This window comes from Arthrobacter sp. ERGS1:01 (assembly GCF_001281315.1).
Classification (GTDB): Bacteria; Actinomycetota; Actinomycetes; order Actinomycetales; family Micrococcaceae; genus Specibacter.
The window spans coordinates 93,688-115,463 of the sequence record NZ_CP012478.1 but is presented as its reverse complement, the minus strand read 5'-3'; the positions used below and the strand labels follow the sequence as shown (position 1 = coordinate 115,463).

General features: G+C 62.6%; 22 protein-coding genes. 7 read left to right on the top strand and 15 right to left on the bottom strand.

The window, feature by feature from the left end; all coding sequences use genetic code 11:
• Window positions 1–58 precede the first annotated feature (58 nt).
• Window positions 59–853 carry a TIR domain-containing protein gene (locus AL755_RS03830; protein ID WP_054009656.1) on the top strand — a complete coding sequence of 265 codons (795 nt, stop codon included), beginning with the start codon at window positions 59–61 and terminating at the stop codon, window positions 851–853.
• Window positions 854–1,072: 219 nt separating this feature from the next.
• Here AL755_RS03830 and AL755_RS23415 read toward each other — a convergent pair whose 3' ends face one another.
• Window positions 1,073–1,495 (bottom strand): hypothetical protein, encoded by a 423-nt coding sequence (locus tag AL755_RS23415; RefSeq protein WP_160318828.1) that lies wholly within the window; start codon window positions 1,493–1,495, stop codon window positions 1,073–1,075.
• A gap of 72 nt (window positions 1,496–1,567) precedes the next feature.
• Complete coding sequence (locus tag AL755_RS23410; RefSeq protein ID WP_160318838.1) at window positions 1,568–1,708, bottom strand: hypothetical protein; 141 nt, start codon at window positions 1,706–1,708, stop codon at window positions 1,568–1,570.
• A 277-nt stretch (window positions 1,709–1,985) separates the two neighbouring features.
• Between AL755_RS23410 and AL755_RS23135 the strand changes: the two genes are divergently transcribed.
• The 4 genes from AL755_RS23135 (at window position 1,986) to AL755_RS03810 (ending at window position 6,684) form a co-directional block, all read left to right on the top strand.
• Window positions 1,986–2,642, top strand: coding sequence for a hypothetical protein (locus AL755_RS23135; protein ID WP_150117021.1), 657 nt, complete (start codon window positions 1,986–1,988; stop codon window positions 2,640–2,642).
• The gene (locus AL755_RS22235; RefSeq protein ID WP_082368882.1) at window positions 2,620–2,904 is read left to right on the top strand and encodes a phospholipase A2; all 285 of its coding nucleotides are present in this window, start codon (window positions 2,620–2,622) and stop codon (window positions 2,902–2,904) included. The genes AL755_RS23135 and AL755_RS22235 overlap by 23 nt, the downstream gene beginning before the upstream one ends.
• Window positions 2,901–3,323, top strand: coding sequence for a hypothetical protein (locus tag AL755_RS03815; protein WP_054009860.1), 423 nt, complete (start codon window positions 2,901–2,903; stop codon window positions 3,321–3,323). The genes AL755_RS22235 and AL755_RS03815 overlap by 4 nt, the downstream gene beginning before the upstream one ends.
• 223 nt (window positions 3,324–3,546) lie before the next feature.
• Entirely contained in the window at window positions 3,547–6,684 is a 3,138-nt protein-coding gene (locus AL755_RS03810) for a Tn3 family transposase (RefSeq protein WP_054009859.1), read from the top strand.
• A 289-nt stretch (window positions 6,685–6,973) separates the two neighbouring features.
• On the opposite strand, the gene AL755_RS24250 is transcribed toward AL755_RS03810, so the two are convergent.
• The 6 genes from AL755_RS24250 to AL755_RS03785 form a co-directional block, all read right to left on the bottom strand.
• Window positions 6,974–7,099: a hypothetical protein gene (locus AL755_RS24250; RefSeq protein WP_272946689.1), complete on the bottom strand. Its 126-nt coding sequence runs from the start codon at window positions 7,097–7,099 to the stop codon at window positions 6,974–6,976.
• A 137-nt stretch (window positions 7,100–7,236) separates the two neighbouring features.
• Window positions 7,237–8,742, bottom strand: a complete 1,506-nt coding sequence (locus AL755_RS03805) for an MFS transporter (protein WP_237762467.1) — start codon at window positions 8,740–8,742, stop codon at window positions 7,237–7,239.
• Window positions 8,743–8,829: 87 nt separating this feature from the next.
• The gene (locus AL755_RS03800; protein WP_150117020.1) at window positions 8,830–9,360 is read right to left on the bottom strand and encodes a hypothetical protein; all 531 of its coding nucleotides are present in this window, start codon (window positions 9,358–9,360) and stop codon (window positions 8,830–8,832) included.
• A 4-nt stretch (window positions 9,361–9,364) separates the two neighbouring features.
• A complete protein-coding gene (locus tag AL755_RS03795) occupies window positions 9,365–11,086 on the bottom strand; it encodes an IlvD/Edd family dehydratase (RefSeq protein ID WP_054009856.1) in 1,722 nt (573 codons plus the stop codon).
• The gene (locus AL755_RS03790) at window positions 11,083–12,450 is read right to left on the bottom strand and encodes a family 4 glycosyl hydrolase (RefSeq protein WP_054009855.1); all 1,368 of its coding nucleotides are present in this window, start codon (window positions 12,448–12,450) and stop codon (window positions 11,083–11,085) included. Before AL755_RS03790 ends, AL755_RS03795 begins: the two co-directional genes overlap by 4 nt.
• A gap of 29 nt (window positions 12,451–12,479) precedes the next feature.
• Window positions 12,480–13,331: a fumarylacetoacetate hydrolase family protein gene (locus tag AL755_RS03785; RefSeq protein WP_054009854.1), complete on the bottom strand. Its 852-nt coding sequence runs from the start codon at window positions 13,329–13,331 to the stop codon at window positions 12,480–12,482.
• Between the two features lie 244 nt (window positions 13,332–13,575).
• Here AL755_RS03785 and AL755_RS03780 point away from each other — a divergent pair, with 244 nt between their 5' ends.
• A complete protein-coding gene (locus tag AL755_RS03780; protein WP_054009853.1) occupies window positions 13,576–14,451 on the top strand; it encodes a hypothetical protein in 876 nt (291 codons plus the stop codon).
• Between the two features lie 58 nt (window positions 14,452–14,509).
• On the opposite strand, the gene AL755_RS03775 is transcribed toward AL755_RS03780, so the two are convergent.
• The 7 genes from AL755_RS03775 to AL755_RS03745 form a co-directional block, all read right to left on the bottom strand.
• Entirely contained in the window at window positions 14,510–15,190 is a 681-nt protein-coding gene (locus tag AL755_RS03775; protein WP_054009852.1) for a polysaccharide deacetylase family protein, read from the bottom strand.
• Window positions 15,183–15,470 (bottom strand): hypothetical protein, encoded by a 288-nt coding sequence (locus AL755_RS03770; RefSeq protein ID WP_150117018.1) that lies wholly within the window; start codon window positions 15,468–15,470, stop codon window positions 15,183–15,185. Before AL755_RS03770 ends, AL755_RS03775 begins: the two co-directional genes overlap by 8 nt.
• A 58-nt stretch (window positions 15,471–15,528) precedes the next feature.
• The gene (locus AL755_RS03765) at window positions 15,529–16,287 is read right to left on the bottom strand and encodes a DeoR/GlpR family DNA-binding transcription regulator (protein ID WP_082368881.1); all 759 of its coding nucleotides are present in this window, start codon (window positions 16,285–16,287) and stop codon (window positions 15,529–15,531) included.
• Between the two features lie 4 nt (window positions 16,288–16,291).
• Window positions 16,292–17,335, bottom strand: a complete 1,044-nt coding sequence (locus tag AL755_RS03760) for a D-2-hydroxyacid dehydrogenase (RefSeq protein WP_054009849.1) — start codon at window positions 17,333–17,335, stop codon at window positions 16,292–16,294.
• Window positions 17,336–17,344: 9 nt separating this feature from the next.
• Window positions 17,345–18,235, bottom strand: coding sequence for a carbohydrate ABC transporter permease (locus AL755_RS03755; RefSeq protein ID WP_054009848.1), 891 nt, complete (start codon window positions 18,233–18,235; stop codon window positions 17,345–17,347).
• A gap of 14 nt (window positions 18,236–18,249) precedes the next feature.
• Window positions 18,250–19,092, bottom strand: a complete 843-nt coding sequence (locus tag AL755_RS03750; protein WP_237762466.1) for a carbohydrate ABC transporter permease — start codon at window positions 19,090–19,092, stop codon at window positions 18,250–18,252.
• 155 nt (window positions 19,093–19,247) lie between these two features.
• Window positions 19,248–20,609, bottom strand: coding sequence for an ABC transporter substrate-binding protein (locus AL755_RS03745; protein WP_054009847.1), 1,362 nt, complete (start codon window positions 20,607–20,609; stop codon window positions 19,248–19,250).
• A 164-nt stretch (window positions 20,610–20,773) separates the two neighbouring features.
• Between AL755_RS03745 and AL755_RS03740 the strand changes: the two genes are divergently transcribed.
• On the top strand, window positions 20,774–21,763 hold the full coding sequence (locus AL755_RS03740) for a carbohydrate kinase family protein (RefSeq protein ID WP_160318837.1): 990 nt from the start codon (window positions 20,774–20,776) through the stop codon (window positions 21,761–21,763).
• Window positions 21,764–21,776: the final 13 nt, after the last annotated feature.

Genomic DNA, 21,776 nt, shown 5'->3' with positions numbered 1-21,776 from the left:
CTTCCCCCTGACAACGGCCACGGCCAGGAGCTTCAAGGAAGTTGGATAGTCTCATCCAATGGATTTATCTCGAAAGTTAGAGCTCTTACAGAAGCAGATCGATACCGCCAATAAGAACCTTGTTTCAGGCTTCGAAGACTGGAGGGAAGGCACTGAAATGGTGCTCCGTACGGTCATGGGGAACGGCTCTCCCTTGCACATGAAATTTACTCTTACTCAATTCAGGCCAAGCTCCGGGGCCGGCGGCGCGTTCTTTGAACGCAGGCAGGCTGGTATTGATAAGGCGCTTTCGATCCTTCGCGCGGCCCAGAATGAGTTGAGGATTAGGGCAGAATCTCAGCAGGCGGAGCTTACGGCGGAGGTTGAAGAACTCATCGATGTAGCCGACAAAGGCACCGTTGAGACCCCTGGTCGCATCTTCATCGTTCATGGCCATGACGATGGCAAGAAGCACGAGCTGGCACGCTTCCTGACGGCTCTGACAGGCAGTGAACCCGTCATCCTCCACGAGCAACCTAACAAGGGTGCGCTCCTGATGGAGAAACTAGAGACGAGTGCCGCAGGCACAGGGTTTGCCGTCGTTCTCCTGACCGCTGATGACCTCGGCAGGGCCAAGACGGAGGAGGATCTAAATGGACGGGGGCGCCAGAACGTCGTCTTTGAAATGGGATTCTTCATGGGCGCCCTGGGTCGATCACATGTGGCAGTGCTCATGGACGAAGGTGTAGAAGTACCCGGGGACGTGACGGGTCTTGTCTACACGTCATTGGATGCGGCCGGAGCCTGGAAGCACACCCTTGCACGAGAAATCGAACACGCCAATATCCATGTTGACTGGTCAGCACTACGCTAAAAGTGACCCCTCCACCTCCTTGGAACTGATACACTCCCCCGCCGACATCCCCCCGAATGAAAGTTGCCGGGGAGTCGTGGAAACACGGGGTTTGGTAGTAATGGACCGGATTTACACGATAGGCCACTATCGAGGAGATCAGCGGTTCAGTTGCCTTACTTCAAGTCCCATACCTCATGGCCGCGTCAATGGGTTGCAAGATTTGTCGACCTCTTAGCATCAAGAATTGTCCTGTTCGCCGGGGTTTGACCCTGTTTGCACCTCGCGGAGAAACAGGGTCAGCGGATCCGTTTCGTCTTCGATGGATTGAAGAATGGCAGAGATCGCCTGCCTGAGAGCTCGCGTCATGTCTTCTAAAGGGGCCTGGTGGGGGTGCGCGCTGACGGTAGCGGCCACAATGCAGGGATAGAAGCTTTGACGCAGGGCGAAGGCCGTGGGTACTTGCGAGCATCCATCCAAAAAATTAGGGGGAACGGGACCGTTCAGGAGCGTGTCCAGGGATGTTTGAGTGAGGGCCGCTAGTTTGCACAGCTGTTCCCAGGTCGGATAGAACAACCCTTGTTCCCACCTGTCCACGGCAGGTTCGCGGGCCCCGCACGCTTCATCAACCCATGCCCCCACAAATTGTGGCGAGGAAAACATCCGGTCTCGTCCGCCACGAGCCTCGGGATCAAAGGCAAGAGTGATGGCAGCAGGCCGGAGATCACCGTTCTGCTACTGCACGAACAGGGCGGGATATTGGGCGGCCTGCTCCGCGGAATCAACGCCCAATGTCCGCTTGGCCAGGACAGCCGGCGACAACTGCTCCTGAGCTTCCACACCTGGTGCGGAGGACTTCTTTCGTTTGAAGAACACGGGACAAGCCTGCCATAAGTCCACGACGATGACTCCGCCACTGATTCGGGGGTACAGGGACGGCCTATCGTGTAAATCCGGTCCATGACTACCAAGACCCCTACATCACGGCCTAGCGGCATAGTCCCTGGGGAAGATCCAGCAGCGGCGCACGTGAGACCCTCGGGGATCAATTTGACGGGTAGCCATCATTTCTAGGTTAGATTGAAGGACGCTCGAATTTCGTCGGGCGTACTCGGTCCAAAGTAATGGCCGAATACAAGTGGGGGCTTGAACGATGAATCATCGAAAGAAATTTAGCAATTTAGGCGGCATTCTCGCAATCCTTTTGGTTGCCAGCAGTATGACATTGGGTGCGGTTACTTCCGCCAACGCCGCAGACGCAAAGCTCAGCCCCGGGGCCTCTGGTGTGACGAATACGGATTCTTCGTCCGAATCAAATCTTCCGATTCGAATTGATAACAGTGCCATTAGGCCACTGCTAGATACAGTTATCGTGCTGAACCAAGATCAAGGAAACTCGTTCGCGATCACGGGCTTGAGCGACGGAGTGGTCGCAGAGAGCCAGGGCGGCGAACCCCAAGAATTCGTAGTTCTTTCAGCAGACGGGGGGCCGTACGGTCAGCTCACGGCACCCTTTGCGATGGACGCCAATGGGGTCAAAATTCCGTCCACCTACACGGTTGCCGGCGACACGGTGACTCAGGAATTCACCGTGACCGCATCCACCGTCTATCCGATCACCCTGGCCCCGGCGTACCTCAGGGATGGCCACAGCGAGGACGCTGAGGTGTCAGCCAACTACCATCAAATGCTCCTAAATATTCCGGGCGATAACGCCGGTGACGGCGGACCTCAATTGCGCCTGGCCGGGGTCTCCATCCCTTCGAACTACATTAAACAATCCGAAGATGAGCCCAAAAGAGCTTCATGATTACTGCACACTGTCACCGGACTCCTTTGGAAACGCCAACTTCAAGGACTCATGTGCACGACACGACTTATGCCTAGAAAAGATCATGTGGATGCCGACCTTGCAACGAAAAGTCGAACGAAGCAAATGCGATGCAGGACTTCACACCAACCTGTTTATGAGCTGCAACATGGCAAACAATTCATTCACTGCACCCGCTTGCAGGACCGTAGCAGTTACCTACTACGTAGCAGTCTCCGCCAACACTTGGACTTTCGGATGAGTGAGATGACAAACGATAGGTCAAGAGCCTCCGTTGCCCGGGGCCTGCCCGCAACCTGTGCCAGCCTGGCGGTGATCGCAGGACTCATACTCCCGCAATTCGATTCGCTGTACATCACAGGCTATATCGCATCCATTGTCTTTGCTGTGGCCACCCCACTGGCCTTCACCATGGCGGTCTCTGGTCAGTTGTTGAAGCAGAGCCGGAAGCTTCGACGGCTGGTCATCGGCACGGCCGTCCTTGCCCCGCTTTCTATCGTGGGAAGCGCCCTGCGTCTCTCCCTGGGCAGTAAGGAGGGAGCCTTCTACGATATCGGGGCAGCTCCGGTATGGCTGTTCTTTACCTTTGGGCTGTTCGTAGTAACACTTCTGGCGACAAGGGCAATACCGCACGAGAATCGCATCCTTCGGGATCAATGACCCGAAGCGCTGTCATTTCTGTTGTTCCACCCGACGTCCCAGTTCCTGGGTAGTGGGACGCTCCTGCTCCGGGATTCCGACCTTGGGGACCAGCGGTACAGCGGTTGGCGCTAAGCCAATTGACCTTGATCTTTCAGTTCAGGCGATCCAAGTTGCACGGAGTTGCGTGCAGATTTTCGTCGGAAGAGTCTCGATCACTGGTGGGGCGGCTATTGTCAGTCTCATGCCCGTGGAATTTCTGACTGATGAGCAGGCCGAGGCCTATGGAAGGTTCGCCGAGGAACCGACGCGGCCCGAGTTGGAGCGCTTCTTCTTCCTCGACGACGAGGACCGGAACCTGGTCGTGAAACGGCGCGGTGACCACAATCGTCTGGGCTTTGCCTTGCAGATGTGTACGGTCCGGTATATCGGGCTGTTCCTGGAGGACCCCTCGGCCGTGCCGTGGCCGGTCGTTGAGCATCTGGCGGCGCAGCTGGCGATTGAGGATCCCTCCTGCCTCAAGGAGTACACCGAGCGGCCAAAGACAGCGTACGAGCACGCGTGGGAGATCCGCGATGCGTACGGCTACCATCAGTACGAGGATCCCGCCCACGGGCGGATGTTCAGGGCGTTCCTGCACGGGCGGGCTTGGACGCACGCCGAGGGACCGGTCGCGTTGTTCAACCACGCGGCGGGTTGGCTGCGGCGGCATCGGGTGCTGCTACCCGGGGTGAACGTGCTGGCCCGGCAGGTTTCCGAGGTTCGCACCATCGCCGAGAAGCGGCTGCACGCCACGGTTGCCAAGGCCGCCGTGCGGGCGGATGCTGCACTGCCGGGGAACTTGGTTGCCACGCTGAAAACACCGGAGGGTACCCGGTACTCGGAACTGGAGCGGATGCGTCGACCGCCCACGCGGAGCACCGGCACCGCGATGAAGGGTGCGTTGCAGCGGGTTGAGGACATAGGCGCCTTCGGGCTGGGTCGGCTGAAGCTGGAACAGGTACCGCCGAACCGGCTCTCGGTGCTGGCTCGGTACGGGCTGGGCGCCAAGGCCCCGAAGTTGGAGCGGACCGCGGAGCCCAAGCGCACGGCGATACTCACCGCGGTGATGCGCCAGCTGGAGGCCAAGGCGATCGATGATGCCCTGGACCTGTTCGAGATCCTGATGGCGACCAGGCTGATCAGCACCGCGAAGCGCGCCACGGACAAGCAGCGCCTGTCCACCTTGCCGCAGCTGGAGAAGGCGTCACGGATCGTGGCAAGGGCAGCGAAGGTGTTCATCGAGAAGCTGGAGTCCATCGAGGAAGCCGGGGGTGAGGTGGATGTGGCCGCGCTATGGCGGGCATTGGAGGAGATCGCGCCCCGGTTGGTGATGTCGGGCGCGGCCGCCACAGTGGTGACTTTGGTGCCTCAGGACGGAGATTCGGCGCAAAGTGCACTGCGCGGGGCGCTGGCGCTGCGCTACAACACCGTCAGGCCGTTCCTGTCTCTGTTGGGTGAGACCTCGGCGCTGGAGGCCGCGACCGACGGGGTGCGCATCTTGGCCGGGGTGAAGAAGCTGCCCGCACTCTCGCGGCGGAAGGTCGGCGAGAAGCCGCTGCTGCCCCGGGAGATCGACGACAAGCTCGTGCCGCCGCATTGGCACAAGGCGGTGTATGCGAACGCCGAGCTGCCGGAGGGTGCGGTGGACCGCGACGCGTACGTGGTGTGTGTCCTGGAACAGCTCTTCCGCGCTCTGAAGCGTCGGGACATCTTCGCCTCGCCCTCGCACCGCTGGTCGGACCCACGCGCCCGCCTGCTCATGGGAACGGGTTGGGAGGCGGTGCGAGAGGACATCCTGGCCGGCCTGAGCCTGGAGGAGGATGCCGAGCAGCACCTGCGGGAACTCGTCGAGGTGCTGGATGCCACCTGGAGGCAGATGGCCGAGCGCCTCGATGAAGCCGGTGATGACGCGAAGATCAGCATCGAGGTGCAGCCAAACGGACGGGCGAAACTGAATGTGGAGAAGATTCACGCGCTCGGGGAGCCGAAGTCGCTGGCCTGGCTGCGCGGACGGGTGGAGAGGATGCTCCCGAAGATCGACCTGCCGGACCTGCTCTTCGAGGTGAACTCCTGGACCGGGTTCCTGGACGCTTTCGTGCACCTGGGCGATGGCAGGACCCGCATGAAAGACCTGAGCACCTCGCTCGTCGCGCTGCTTGTCTCGGAGGCCTGCAACATCGGCATGACCCCGGTAATCAACCCTAGCCATGAGGCACTCACCCGCTCCCGGCTGGTCCACGTTGACCAGTACTACCTGCGCACCACCACCATCGCCGCGGCGAACGCCGCACTGATCGAAGCCCAGGCGAAGGTGCCCATCGTGCAGTTCTGGGGCAAGGGACTGCTCGCCTCCGTCGACGGCCTGCGCTTCGTCGTTCCCGTGCGCACCATCAACGCCGCGCCCTCCCCGAAGTACTTCGCTAAGCAGAAGGGCATCACCTGGCTGAACGCGATCAACGACCAGGTGGCCGGCCTCGGGCAGATGGTGGTGCCCGGCACCCCACGTGACTCCCTTTTCATTCTGGACGCCCTGTTGAACCTGGACGGCGGGGTGAAGCCCGAGATGGTCGCCACCGACAACGCTTCCTACTCCGACATGGTCTTCGGTCTTTTCAAGATGCTCGGCTACCGCTTCTCCCCGCGTTTCAAGGACCTCGAAGACCAACGGTTCTGGAAGGCGCAGATGCCAGGCGCCGAACCGGCAGAGAGCTATGGAGCGCTGGAGGCACTGGCGCGCAACAACAAAGTGAATGTGAACAAGGTGCTCACCGCCTGGCCGGACATGCTGCGGGTCGCCGGCTCCCTGGTCACCAACCAGGTGCGCGCCTATGACCTGTTGCGGATGTTCGGACACGAGGGCCGCCCCACACCGCTCGGTCAGTCGTTCGCCGAGTACGGGCGGATCGCCAAGACCCTGCACCTACTTGCCGTCGTTGACCCCGCAGATGACACTTACCGGCGGCAAATGCACAAGCAACTCACCGTGCAGGAATCCCGCCACAAATTGGCCCGCGAGATCTGCCACGGCAAGAAAGGCACCATTCACCAGGCATACCGCGACGGAATGGAGGACCAACTCGGCTCGCTCGGCCTGGTCCTGAACGCAGTCGTGCTCTGGACGACCCGCTACATTGACGCCGCAGTCGCCCAGCTCCGCACCGAGGGCCACGAGATCCGCGATGAGGACGTGGCCCGGCTCTCCCCGCTCAAACACAAGAACCTCAACCTGCTCGGACGCTACAACTTCACCGCCACGCAGCCAGCAGGCGGCACCCTGCGCCCGCTGCGTGATCCCGACACGACCGGACTCGACGACGACGAGGAAGGCGCGGAAGACTGAATGGTGCCAAGGGCCGGTCGGGGTGGTAATCAGCTTCCCTGCGGTGTCGCTCGCCCATACTTTGCATCGTTTTGCCTCGCCTGGGTTATGAGACGTCTCGTCCAAAGACCCTGCCCTCGAAGGCTCAGCGTAGATCTGTGAACCCGGTGCTTGAAGGGACGTCCACCCGGGTGATCCCTATCCTGCGCCGTGAGCTTTCGTTCATCAAACAACTCAGGGTGCGTCACTACGGCGTCGGGGTGTTCCGGCAGCCGTCGAGCAGCCAGCCGATGATTCGTTCCGAGGCAGTTTAAGTGTTTGGCTCGGTGCCGGTGAGCACTCCGTCGTGGGCCAGCAACTGCAGTGAGATATCCTCGACGTCGAAGCCTGGGCGCAGCGTGCCGGAGGCCTTGGCCAGACGAATGATCTCCTCCAAGCCCTTCAGGGCATGCTGCCGTTACCTTTCCAGCTGTCCTCCTTCGGGGAAAGACGACAAAAGGGGGTCGCTAGAAAACGGAACAAATACCACGCTAAGTTTTTGCCGTACACCATAGCAGCCTGTATGCGCAGGGTTCAGTTCTTCTCTCTGAACCAGAAGAGCGAGAAGATGGCCGTCCCGCCCAGGATTGTGACTGCCACTAGGCCAACGGCGAACATTCCGTTGAGAAACGCACTCCGGCCGGCGTCCATTAGCAGGGTGGCCTGATCAAGTGGAAGCGATTCGGCCAGGACCCTGGCCGCGCCGAGGGTTTCACGGGCCTGACTCGCCGTCACGGTACTGACACCTGCTCCTGGAAGAAACCCGGAACGGTAACCCGTGTTGAGCACGGTGCCCAGGATCGCGACACCCAAAGCTGCGCCGAGCTCGTAGGCCGTCTCGGAGACGGCCGCGGCGGCTCCGGCCCTTTCTGGGTTGACGGCAGCAATAATCGCATCGTTGCTGAGTGCATAGGCCAGCCCGGAACCCAGTCCGAGCAGGAGGAATCCGACAAATATTATGCCCGGGAACGGGTGAGACGCTGTTAGCGTGGACAGCCCGATGCCGGCTCCTGCCAGCACGAGTCCCAGACAAACGGCGCGGTTGAGCGGCATCAGCCGAACCAGCCAGACCCCGGCCAGCGCACTGAGTGCTTCCGCCACCATGGCCGGCATCAGCCAAAGCGCCGCCTCCAGTGGACCTAATCCCAGCACGAGCTGCAGGTATTGCGTGACCACGAAGAACACACCCACCAGGGCAAAAACTGAGAACAAGTTGATGACCACGCCGGCTGAAAAGGTTGCGTTGGTGAACAGGCGCACGTCGATCATCGGATCGGCCAACCGTTTTTGTCGACGTATAAATGCCGCACCGAGCAGCAGGCCAACCACCAGTGAGAATGCCGGCATCGGGGCCGGTCCGTCTGCGGCCAGCATCTTAATCCCGTAGATCACCGGAAGGATGGCTGCCAGGGACAACGCCGCGCTGGGCAGATCGTACTTGCCCGGATGTGGGTCCTTGGACTCCGGGACGAGTAGTGGTGCGGCAATCAGGATCAGCACCATGACGGGTGCATTGATCAGGAACACCGAACCCCACCAGAAATGCTCAAGCAGGAAGCCCCCGAGGATGGGCCCCAGTGCCGCCCCGCCGGAGGCCGTGGCGGACCAAATGGCGATCGCCAGCCGGCGCTGCCGGGCATTATGAAAGAGGTGCCGCAGAATGGAGAGGGTCGAGGGCATCAGGGTGGCACCGGCGCACCCCAGCACGGCCCGTGCAGCAATCAGCATCTCGGGTGAGCTGGAGTAGGCCGTGAGCGCGGAGGCGGCACCGAAGCCCGCCGAACCGATCAGCAATAGCCTGCGCCGTCCGATCCTGTCCCCCAGCGTGCCCATTGTCACGAGCAAGCCGGCGAGCATGAACGAGTAGATATCGACGATCCACAGCAATTGGACGCCCGATGGTCGCAATGCCTCGGTGAGGGCGGGGACTGCAAAGCCGAGCACTGTCGAGTCGACGGCGATCAGCAGCACCGGTAGCGTCAGCACTGCCAGGGCCAGCCACTGCGGCAAACCCGCTCGTATCACGGGAATCTTCAGCACGAGGCCCTCTTCCCTTTCATCGGCCCGCATCAAGTACGCGACCGGCTATACACAGAGCATGGTGGTGGTGGCTGCTGGTATCTGTGGTCACGCTTCGGGCCGGTCGGTCCATGGGCGCAGCTCACCAAGTTGTCCGTCTCTTTTCTGTCTAAGCACGGCGACTGCTGCTGCCGAAATTTCGTCGGGTGAGTGCCAGGCGCCTGTCTTACTCCATCCCAGAACGAGCCGGTACCAGGGCTGTCCGGGGGGCTGGGGAAGGTTTTCGAAGGTGAACGGCTCTCCGCCGGCAGGATCGGCAACGTGGCTGGTCAGCACCTGCACCACAGGTCCGCGGACCAGGGATCTGAGGGTGGACAGTGCCGCCGGTTCCGCGGAGGGGATGTACACGATCGCCGCAGATGCCGGGGTGTGTACGGACTGGAGCAGTCGCAGGAATCGGTCGGCGTCGCGATAATCGACGGCAATACCCGTCACGGTCCCTGGATGCTCGGCGGCCAGGATTTGCAGGTCAGCGGCGGATCGGGCCACGGCAATGACCGTGGATCCGCCCCGGACCAGTTCGTCGACGGCGGGGCGCAGCATGCGCGTCGCCCCGACGACGAGAACTGGACCGTCCATGGCTTTAGAACGCCTGCCGGGGCACTTTGGCGCCGCTGCCACCGATGAGGAAGTCGAAGTCAGCACCGGTGTCCGCCCCGTTGACATGTTCCACGAACAGTTTGAGATAGCCCCGGTCGGTGCCTTCAACGGCGGGTGGCGTCCAGTCGGCCCGGCGGGCGGCAAGTTCTTCCTCGCCGACCTCCAGATCCAGCTGTCGGGCCGGCACGTCCAAGGAGATGATGTCGCCGTCGCGGACCAGTGCCAGCGGGCCGCCGTTGGCGGCCTCCGGCGCCACATGCAGGATCACGGTCCCGTAGGAGGTTCCCGACATGCGCGCGTCCGAGATCCTGACCATGTCGCGAATGCCTTCCTGTAGGAGCTTTTTGGGCAGGGCGACGTTGGCGATCTCGGGCATCCCGGGATATCCGCGCGGCCCCGCGTAGCGGATGACCAGGATGTCGGCGGCGTCAATATCGGTGTCGGGATTCTCGGCTTCGACGAGGTAGTCCTCGACGCGGTCCCACACGCGGGCCCGGCCTCGGTGCACCAGGAGCTCGGTCGAGGCGGCCGACTGCTTGATCACCGCCCCGTCCGGGGCAAGGCTTCCGCGTAGGACGGCAATGCCCGAACCGACCGGTTTGACCGGGGTGTCGAGTTCGCGGATAACCTCGTTGTTGTACGTTGGGGCACCGGCGTAGTTTTCGCCGATCGTTGCCCCCGTAACGGTGACGGCGTCTCGGTCCAGGAGTGTGCCCATCCGCTCGATGAGTGCGCCGAGACCGCCCGCATAGCAGAAGTCTTCCATCAGGAACCGCCCCGATGGCATGAGGTCCACCAGGGTGGGAACATCGGCGGCGAGGGTTTCGAAGTCGTCCAGCTTCAGGTCAACGCCCAGCCGGCCGGCCAGGGCCAGCAAGTGCACGACGGCGTTGGTGGAGCCGCCGATGGCGACGTTGGCGCGGATGGCGTTCTCGAACGCGGTTCGGGTCATGATCGTGGAGGGGCGAAGATCCTCGGCAACCATGTCCACGATGCGCCGGCCCGCCAGGTGGGCGAGCTTCTTGCGGCGTGAGTCATTGGCGGGCAGGTCGGCGCTGCCGGGCAGTTGCATGCCCAGCACTTCGGAGAGGATGGCCATGGTTGATGCGGTGCCCATGGTCATGCAGTGACCGTTGCTGCGCGCCATGCAGGATTCAGCTTCCGAAAGGTCCGCAGCGGACATCTGGCCGGCCCGGACTTGTTCGGTGAAACGCCAGATCGAGGTTCCGGAACCGATGTCGGTGCCGCGGTACTTCCCGTTGAGCATGGGGCCGCCGGTGATCAGCAGCGTGGGCAGGTCAACGCTCGCTGCACCCATCAGGTAGGCCGGGGTTGTTTTGTCACATCCGGCCAAGAGGACGACGGCGTCCAGCGGGTTGGCGCGCAGGGTCTCTTCGAGGTCCATGGCGATCAGGTTGCGCAGGATCATGGCGCTCGGCCGGATCAGGGATTCCCCGGCCGAGGTGGTGGGGAACTCAAAGGGGACGCCACCGGCTTGCCAGATGCCGCGTTTGACATGTTCGGCGAGCTCACGGAAGTGCAGGTTGCACGGTGTCAGCTCGGACCAGCTGTTGGCGATGCCGATCACCGGACGGCCTTCGAACGAATCGTCGGGCAGGCCCTCGGACCGCATCCATGATCGGTGCATGATTCCGGTTTTACCGGGGGCGGCGAACCAGGCTGCGCTGCGCAGCGGCCCGGTCACTGGAACCTCGGCAGGTACTGGAGCTGAGCTTCAATGAGCGCGTCCGTCAGCTTGGCCGCGGCGCCCGGGTCGGTGACCGCGCCGTCGGCGATCATCGCCTCGACAACAAGGTCACGGTCACCGGTCATCGCGGCTTCCACCGCGAGATAGACCGAGGAAAGGCGGCGCGCCAGTATTGCCGTCAACGGGCTCGAGAGGTCGGGTACCGAAATCGGGCGGATGCCCCGGGCGGTGGCGACACCGGGAATTTCCAGGGCCGCATCGTCGGGCAGCCCGGGGACGGAACCGTTATTGAGCACGTTGCAGGAGAACATTTCCCGTGAGTCCGTGAGCACTGAGCGGATGATGGAAATCAGTTGCTCCTGTTCACCGCTGGAGCGGTCGAAGATTGTCTCATCCAGGGGCTCGGTACCGTCGGCTTGGGCGATCATGGACTGGTAGCGTTTCTCGCCCCAGTCCAGGATTTCGGGCACCGAGTAGGCGTCCACCCCCAGCGTCTTGCCGTAGTACTGTCCGCCGGCCCAGCGTTCGGGGAAGAATTCCGTGACGTGGCGGTCCTCAGCGGCCGGGAAGGCGCCGTAGCGGCGGAAGATCTCCCAGGAGAAGGGGTTGTGCCAGGCCTTGGTTCCGTCGGCGAAGATGTTGCCGAGATCTTCGGATACCGGTGGCAGGGCCAGTTCCTGGTCGGCCTTGGCCTTCACCAGCGGCCAGGCGTCCTGGCCGTTCCAGCGGAAGTCATAGATGAACGTCAGATGGTTGATGCCAGCGTACAGGGTCGAGGTCTGCTCGAAGGGCTTGTTGATGAAGGTGGCCAGGTGATGCTGCACGTGGTGCATGCCGTGGCAGAGCCCGACGACGTTCTCGGCCCCGGCATACTTGGCCATTGCCATGATGTTGGCGGTCATCGGGTTGCTGTAGTTGAAGAAGAAAGCGTCCGGGGCCAATTCCACCACATCCCGGGCGATGTCTACCAGGACGGGGGTGGTCCGGAGCAGCCGCGAGATGCCACCGGGCATGACGGAGTCCCCGACCGGCTGGAAGATGCCGTGCTGCATGCAGATTTCATGGTCCTTCTGCCAGCCGGGCCGTCCGCCGACTCCGACGCAGGTCACGACGAAGTCGGCACCCGGGAGCACGCTTCGACGGTCGGTGGATCCGGTGACGGTGATGTGGTCCCCGACGTTGCGGGCAGTGATCATTTGCCGGGCCAGGCCCACGGCCTTGGCCAGTGAGCGTTCGTTGATGTCGACCAGGCGGATTTCCCAGTCGCCCAGGTCACGGGCGGAGATGAGATCGGCCAGCAGGCCGCGCGTGAAGACCGCGCTTCCCGCGCCGATGAGGACGAGGCTACGTCGGGCTGTCATGGAATGCCTTTCCACTGCGTGTGTGATTCTCAGATGTGGCGGACGGTGTTGCGCAGGACGCCGACGGTGTCGACGCCTACCTCGATGACGTCACCGTCGGCAAGGAATACCGGAGGGTTGCGGAATCCGCCGACGCCGGGGGGTGTGCCGGTCAGGATCATGTCGCCGGGTTCAAGGGTGATGGTCGCGGTGATGAAGTCGAGCAGGGTGCTGATGGGAAAGATCATGTCCCCGATCTTGGCGTCCTGCATCACCTGGCCGTTGACGGTGGCGTAGATCCGCAAGGACGCGGGATCGGGAATGTCATCCGGGGTGACCAGAACCGGCCCGATCGGGCAGAACGTATCCAGGCTCTTGGCCCGGGTCCACTGGCCATCACGGAATTGCAGGTCGCGCGCCGAGACGTCATTGGCGACGGTGAAGGCCGCCACGTTCGCCATGGTTCCGCGGCGCTGCGGACCGCACACGGTCCCGATGACGATCGCCAGCTCGGCTTCCCAGTCAACCTCGGTCGTCACGGCTGCCGGCACGATGATTTCCGTGTCGGGGCCGGTGATGGAGCTCGGATACTTGGCGAAGGTCAACGGCTCAGCCGGGGCCTCAAGGCCAGCTTCTAAGGTGTGGTCCGCGTAGTTCAGTCCGACGGCAATGATCTTGCCCGGCCGCTGAATCGGTGCCAGCAGCTGAGCGTCGGCGAGCTGGTGGCTGCGTCCTGTCCTGGCAGGAACAAGTGCTCCCAGGTCAGCGCCGGTTCTCAGCCACCCCATCAGCGGATCCTCCGGGCAACCCTCGGCGCCACGCACCTCGAGCTCGACGAGCAGATCGCCCTCCACTGACGCGGCGATTACCGCGTCACCGACTCGTGCCCGTGCCAACTTCATAGTTGTCTCCTGCTTCGATTGTTGTGAACGCGAAAGAATACCCGCGCAATATGAGCATACATGCGCATGAATGCCTTGACAATGCTTATTTTTGCTCGAAACTGATTGAATGATGAATTTTGTTCCCATACTTCAGACCCAACCATTTCCACCCGTTGCCGGCAGCCCGGGAGTATCCCAGGGCGTCTACGGTGAAAGGGGAAACCTGGAACTAGTCGCCGCGGACCCAGGAGCGGGATTTTGGGTGTTCTGGTTCAACGGCGATGACAGCGAACACCACGCCGGGGCCAAGCGCGGCCACTGGAGCGGGGGGTTGCATATTCCCACACCCGAAAAGGTGGACGCCGTCCGGATCAGCCAGGTGCCGTTCGGTCCAGACTTCCTGGAGGTCCTGACCCGGTCCGGAGGCACCTTGCATCGCTGGTACTGGACGCCGGAGCAGGGGTTCCTCGACGGAGGCCACCTCGGCCAAGGCACGATGACCGACCCGGCGCCGCTGGTCCACACCGAGGATGCGCTCCACACCGTGGTGTGCTCCCGGAACGGGACGATCACCCATCTGGCCTCCGAGGTGACACGCTACCCGGAGCTGTCGTGGCGGCCGCTTGCGGCCCTTGACACCGCCGACAATGTCACCTCCCTTGATCTGGCCCCCGATCCGGACGAGCCTGGGGCCCTGGTGGCGGCGGTCGTCGCCGGCGGCCGGCTCCGGCTCTACCAGTACGATGGCCGGGCATGGCGGGGCTTAGGCGGCCCCGGGGGCCAATGGCACACAGCCAAGGTGATCGTCCGGGACGGTGCCATCCATCTGGTGGGGCTCGAGGCGAGCCGTGCCGTCAGGATGCTGACGACCGTGGATGGCGGGCTGACCTGGACCGGTGGCCCGGTGCTGCCGGATGGCCGCTGCGAGAGCGCCTCGGCAGCGTGGAGTTCGCTGTCGGGCGGGTGCATTGAGATCATCACGCGTTCAGGTACCCAACTACGGCACCACCGCTGGAACCCCGTCGATGGCAGCCTTGCACAAGTCGTGCCCGATCCGATCTGCAGCACGGTCTGGTTGCAGAGTACCGACACACCGGTTCACCGCTACGCGGCTGCTCCTGCCGAGCCACCGCATTAACCGACAGATGCCCGTTCCTGTCCTGCCGCGCGGGCAGGGCAGGAACGCGCGCACCCGGTCAGGCGATCCGGTGGATCATCGTGTTGCCGATCTGGTACCGGTAGCCGGCCTCGCGAACCGCGTCGTCGTAGCGCTGACTCAGGCCCCAGGCACTTCCATGCAACCACGCGAACGCCGGCGCTGACTGTCCCGTCACCGCATCCATCTTCCGTTTCGGTTCGAAAACTTCACGCTGCAGATCATCGTCGGTACTGATGTCATTGATACCCAAATGGGCCGCCGTATGGGGGGTGACAACGTGGCGTTCGGACAGACGTCCGACGTCGTCCCAGGTCATGGCCAACCGGTCCTGGGACTGTTCTTCGTCCACCAGCCCGATGTAGTGGGCGCGGGCGTAGAATTCCTGCTCCGCGGGCGGACAATCGACAAATCCTGTGCAGACCGGAAACCATCCGGTGATGCCCAGCTCGTCACAGATGGGCGCGGCCACGTCCGCGCTGTTCCGGTACCCCTCATAGAAGACGGGAATAAAGACTGGACGCGTCGTGGGCCACTGCCCGGTGGCGAAGAAACCGTCAAGGTCCGCCAGCGTCACGGTGTCGTAATGTTCGCTCAACCGTGTCAACTCGGCCCGCAATGCTGGCCCCTGGCTGGCGGGGGTGTTGTGATAGTTCACCAGGCGGACGAAATGCCCGGCGGAAATGGCGTCGATGTGTCGCTGAAAGCCGAGGTCAGCCACTGTGCGCTCCTAGGTCGGTTAGGTCGTGGGCGGCGATGACGAGGGCGTTGATAACTCCGCCGTTGTCCCCATCCGCCATGGAGGGTGCGAGGTCATCGCGCACGTGTTGGATCTGGTGGGCGATCGTGGCTCCGGTGTTCCGGACCGCTGGATCGGTGACAGCCGGGATGGTGCCACGCTCATCGACCAGGGCAACCACCATAGGGATGCCTTCCCGGTTGGTAGCCCGGGTCATCGCTTCACGCAAGGTCTCGAGCGTGGGTGGGGACGAAGTTGACATGGGACAGTGCCTTTCTCAGTAATGGATTGTTTGCCGGCGCGGGGAGGAAACCCCCGGTTTAGACAACGAGGACCTCGACCCCCGCGGCGGAAAGTGCCTTCACGTCCGCAGTCGGGGCCGTTGAATCGGTGATCAGGGTGGTGATTTGTTCCACCCCTGCCAACCGGACCGGTCCGCGTTGGGTGAATTTGCTGCCGTCAGCCAGGACCACGAGCGAGTCGAGTCGGCGCAGGAGCATCCGGTCGGTGCTCGCTTCGTGCACCGACGCCCCGTAGATGCCGCTGGCGGCATCTACACCATAGCTGCCGATAAAGGCGCTCTCTACCCGGAACTCATCCAGGGTCTGCTCGGCCAGGGACCCCAGGAGCGAGAGCTCCCCGGGCCGCAAAATGCCGCCGAGCACCACGACGGTGATGGCACTCTGCCGGGAGAGCTGCACCGCGATGTTGAGCCCGTTGGTGAGGATGGTCAGCCCCTCTCGCCCCTCGAGGAACGGCAACATGGCCTCGGTGGTGGTTCCGCCGGTGATCAGGATGGTCGAGTGATCACGTACCAGCTTCGCCGCGGCCTCCCCGATGCGGCGCTTCTCCGCCACATGCTCGTTCTGTCGGGCGGTATGGGCGCTTTCGATGTCGGTATCCGCCAGGCTTGCCCCTCCGTGGACACGGGTCAGCAGGCCTTGCTCGTCCATCTCCCGCAGATCACGGCGGATCGTGGAGGCACTGACACCAACGGCCGCGGCCAGCTCGTTGACATTGCCGGCACCGTGCGACCGCATGTGTCGGAGGACTTCTCGTTGCCGTTCATAACTTAACATCTCTTCAATACCCCTGCTCTCGATCGACGAGATTCATCAATGCCCGGCCTTCCGCAAAACGGCGGAGGTTCTCACCCACAATATCCAACACCTGTGATGAATATTCCGGTGCCAGCCCGCTGACGTGCGGGGTGGTGAAGACATTCGCCTCATCCCACCAGGAATCCTCCGGGGGTAGCGGTTCGGCATCGAAGACGTCAAGCACGGCGGCCCGAATCCGGCCCTCGTGCAGACCCTCGCGCAGGGCCTGTTCATCAACAATGCCGCCGCGCGCGACGTTGATAACGACGGCCTGGTCCTTCAAGTGCGCGAACGCCGGGCCGTCGATCATATTCCGGGTGGCCTCCGTCAGCGGCACCACCACCACCAGATAATCAGACCGGCTCATCAGCTCGTGCAGACGATCCGGCCCCAACAGTTCCACCGCCGTCGCCTGGCCGCTACCGGACTGGTCCTGGGCGGCATCAAAATAGTCCCCCACATCGGCGGTTCGAGTCCCGGCCGTCCGGCTCAGACCCAGCACCCGCATACCCAGGGCCTGGGCGAGTCGGCCGATCTCCCGCCCGATTCTGCCATAGCCGACAATGCCGACCGTAGACCCGCGCACCGGGGCCGGCAGCATGCGCTCCCACCGCTCATCCGGGGAGGGCCATTGACGACTCTGCCGCACGTCCAACAGCGCCGGTAGCCTGTGAGCGGTGCCCAGGATGGACCAGATCACGTACTCGGCCAAGGGCACGGGCGAAATACCGCCAATCGTGGTGATATCCACGACACTGTTCCACGCCGGTGTCCCCCGAAGATGGTCCACCCCGGAGGTGTCGAGCTGAATCCAGCGCAGCCGGGGGGCGGTAGCCGGATCACAGATGGCCGAGGAGGTGTGCAGCACGTCGACCTGGGCCCAGGTCGCGGCATCGATCTCCTCGGCCGAAGAGGCGGTGATCTGGCGGACTTCCACACCGTCGGCGGCCGAGCCGATCCGTTCGAGGAAGTCGTCGTCGAAGTTCAGGGTGGAGAGGTAATTGATGCGGGCAGTGCCTGTAAACATGGGCTGTTCCTACTTGATACCGGATCGGGCGAGGCCCTGGACAAAATACTTTTGGAAGGCGACGAACAGCACCACCACCGGGGCGATCATCAGCAGGCTCATGGCCATGATGGCCCCGTAGTTGGAGGTGTACTGGCCCTGAAGGTCCGTCACCATGCCGATCGGTAAGGTGAACAACTGCTCGTCGCTGAACAACGCAATCAGAGGCCAGCCGAAAGAGTTCCATTCGCTCATGAAGGTGAGCAGTGTCAGGACGGCCAACAGCGGTTTACACAGCGGCAGGACGATACTGACGAAGGTGCGCAGCTGTCCCGCCCCGTCAACCCGGGCGGCCTCCATGAGTTCATCGGGAATGGCAAGGAAGAATTGCCGGGCCAAAAACACGCCGAAGATAGCGGCGCTCTCGGGCAGGATGACGGACCAAATGTTGCCGTAGAGCCCCAGCTGGACCGATAACTTGAATTGCGGGACCATGATGGCCTGAACCGGAATCATCATGGTGGAGAGCAGGAGCAGGAACAGGGCGTTCTTTCCCCGGAAGCGCAGCTTGGCGAAAGCGTACCCGGCCAGCAGATTGCACACCACCGTGATCGCCGTGGTGAGAGCCGCGATCGTGAAGGAGTTCCCGAACCAGGTCCAGACGGGGAACTGGGCGATCGGATCAGTGAAATTGGACCAGGTGAAGTGCTGCGGCCAAAAGTGCAGACCGGGGGCATACAGGTCCGCCCGGGTCGAGAAGGCTGTCATCATCATCCAGTAGAGCGGAAAGAAGATGACGGCGGTGATCACAATGGCACATCCCAGTCGCAGCCACAGCCATCGACTGCGGGGACGGGAACGCACTGCACCGCTTGGCGGCGGGGTTTCAGCTAGCACGCCGGAGGCGGTAGTAATGCTCATGGGAGACTCCTTCGTCAGACGGACTCGTCGCGGCCGCGGTTCCAGCGCCATTGGATGGCCGTGATCAGCAAGGTGATGAGGTAAATGACCACCCCGACGGCTGCCCCGTAGCCCAACAATTGGGGGCCGTGCTCGTCGAAGCTGGTGCGGTAGGCGTAGGTCACAACCGTCGTGGTTGAGTAGTCGGGACCTCCCCGGGTCATCGCCCAGACGGTGTCGAAGACCTGGAAGGAATAGATCATGTTCATGATGAGCAGGAAGAACGTCGAGGGACCCAGCATAGGCACCGTCACATTACGGAACCGCTGCCACCCGTTGGCCCCGTCAATGGCCGCGGCTTCCAGGAGGGCGGGATCGACGCCTTGGAGTCCGGCCAGGTAGATGAGCATGTCGAATCCGACCCGTTGCCACAACGTGACCAGGATGAGGGAGACCATAGCCCAGGTACCGCTGGACTGCCACGCAGGTGCACCCAGGCCAAACCCGGCGAGCATCTTATTGATGAAGCCGTTGTTCTGATCGAACATCCAGGCCCCGAGAACTCCCGTCGCCACGCCGGAGACAACCAGCGGGAGGAAAATGATGGACCGGAACAGCGTCCGGCCCGGCAGGACCCCGTTGAGTAGTACCGCGATACCGAGTCCCAGGGCCATACCGACCGGGACGGTGAACAGGGTGAAAACCCCGGTGTTCGCCAGTGACTGCCAGAAGACCGGGTCGCTGAGCAGGTCAATATAGTTGTTGATGCCCAACCACTGCGACGGTCCCAGAGAGCCGAGCTTCTGAAAACTGATCACGAACGCCATGACCAGCGGGAGCAGAAGGAACAGCCCTATCAGAATCAGATTCGGCAGCAAGAAGGCTCCCGCGACTAGGGTCTGGGCCCGGACCAGGGCCCCAGCCCGTCGAGGATTCTCTCCCCGAGCGCTGGGGGACTGCCGGTGATTCTTGCGCTGTCCTGTGGCACCGGATGGTGCCACATTGACTTCGGCCGGGATCATCTCGTTCTCCTCTAGGATCCGAGGGCGGAGTTGACTCCGCTGGCAATGTTATTGACGGTGGTGTCGCTGGATTGGCCGTGGAAGGCCAGTTCGAGCTGGTCCTGTAGCACGGTGTTAATGGTGGCGAAGGACGAGACAGTGGACTCCTTGACCACCGTGTTGGTGATGGTGGGGGCCTGTTCGGCAAAAATCTTGACGACGTCCGGGCGGGTCACATAGTTGAGTTTCTCCCCGGCCAACGACTGCAAGGTGGGCAGTTCGATGGCTTGTTCGCAGAAATATTTCATCGCGTCCTCGCTGACCAGGAATTTCAGGAACGCGGCCGCCAAATCGGGGTTCTTGGTATCTTTGCGGGCGACGATCGCGTTGCCTCCCAGATCCGAGGCCGCGCTCTTGTCCTGCGGCATAAAGGTAGCGCCCCAGTCCCCTCCCGTGTATCCCTGTTTGGGGTCGGCCAGCTCGGGGATCAGGAAGTCGCCCATGAAGGTCATCGGTACGGTTTGGGAGAGGAAGAAGTTATCGGAGTAGACACTGGTCTTGATGGTGTTGTTCGCCGGGACCCATTTTTTGTCGAAGAAGCTCTTGGTGTAGTCCATGGCCGTGGTGGCGGGACCGCTGGGCAGGGCGCTCTTCTTCAGATCAGGCGTCAGCAAGGTGCCCCCTGACTGGTAGAGCCAGGACAGCCACCGGTAGGCCCCGGCCTGGGTCCAGTCATAGGCGAAGGGGTATTTGCTCTCCGGCAGTGTACGGCGCAGTTTGGCGGCGACCGTGGAAAACTCGTCCCAGGACCAGGCATCGGAGAGCTTGTCCGGCACCGAGGTGATGCCGGCCGTCGCGAAGGCTGCCTTGTTGTAAACAAGGCACGTCGTGTCGGTCTGATGCGGCACACCGAACGGAACGCCGTTATATTTCACGGCCTCCCACAGGGCGGGCAGGAACTTTGCCGACTCCTCGGTACTGAAGTACGGCGTCATATCCAACAGGACATCCTTGGCGCTGTACCGGCCGATCGTGGTGTAGTCGACCCGAAACACATCCGGGGCGGTGCCGGATCCGATCCCGCGGTCGATAGCGGAGAAGAATCCGTCGTAGGGCAGAACCTTCAGCTGGATGGTCGTTCCGGGGTTGGCGGCCTCAAACTTTTGCTTGGCATAGTTGAAACCCGCCGTCTCTCCCGCACTTCCACCCCAAAAGGCGAACGTCAGCTTCCCGGTGACCGGTCCGATGCTCGACTTGGTGCCCGGGGTGCCGGCGGGTCCCACGGTTCCGGCACCGCCTGCCGAGTCTGAGTGCACCGAGGAACACGCCCCCAGGCCCAGTAGGGCCGCAGCACCAACGGTTCCGGACAGAAACCCGCGCCGTGTCACATCCATTGACATCTCCTTTGAGTCAAGCGTGCCGCTGGTCGGCCGCTACGAGCTAAGTGAGCATAACCGTACAACGCTCAAGCAAGTTAGATCAATAGATTCCATGAAATTGATCATATCTACTCACTTTTGATTGACTCATGGCTGTTTAGGGCATTACGCTCGTCCTTGTGACCTCTATCCCATGGACCCTTCTCGTACTCGGCGAACTCAACCCCGACGTGCTGCTGGACAGCGACGGCGGCCCGGTCGCCTTCGGCCAAGTAGAAACCGAACTCCGCGACGCCGCAGTCACCCTGGGCAGTTCCGGCGCCATCACCGCGGCCGCCGCAGCAGCCCTCGGCCTGCCCGTGGCCATGTGTGCCGTCCTGGGCGATGACGAACTCGGATCCTTCACTCTCGGGCTGCTCGAACGCACCGGCGTGGATGCCGGAGCCGTCATCCGCCGGAAGAATCGGGCCACCGGGCTCACCGTCGTCATCAACGTCCCAGGCGGAGACCGGGCCCTGCTCACCTTTCCCGGGACCATGGCCGAGCTGAGGGTCGCCGACATCCCCGCCGAACTACTCACAGACGCCCGCCATGTCCATGTCAGTTCCATTTTTCTCCAGCGGGCGCTGTTGCCCGAGCTCGCCACCCTTTTCGCCGAGCTGCGCGCCCGTGGTGTCACAACGTCCCTGGACACCGGCTGGGACCCCCGCCAGGACTGGGGAGGAATCGCGGACGCGTTAGAGAACACCAGTTACATATTCCCCAACGAAGCCGAGCTGGGCGGGATCGCGCAGCGGCTGGGCATCGCCCACCACCAGGACACACCCCACTGGTATGTCGGCGCCGCCCGCGCACTCTCAGCCCTGGGACCAACGGTGGTGCTCAAGCGTGGCGGCCACGGCGGACTGGTCTGCAGCAAAGACACGGGCCTGCAACTCGATACCGAACCCGCGACCCCCTTCGATACGACGGGGGCCGGCGACAATTTCAACGCCGGATTCCTCCATGGCGTTTCCCGCGGGGCGCCACTGGCCGAATGTCTAGCCTCCGCCGTGGCGGCCGGAACCGTGTCCATTCAAGGCCGCGGCGGTACCGGCAGCCTGGCCACCCCCGCCGAACTGCAGGAGCGCATCGCCGGTTCCTTCCCCCACGTCCGGGTCCTGTGGTGACCCTGCCATGACC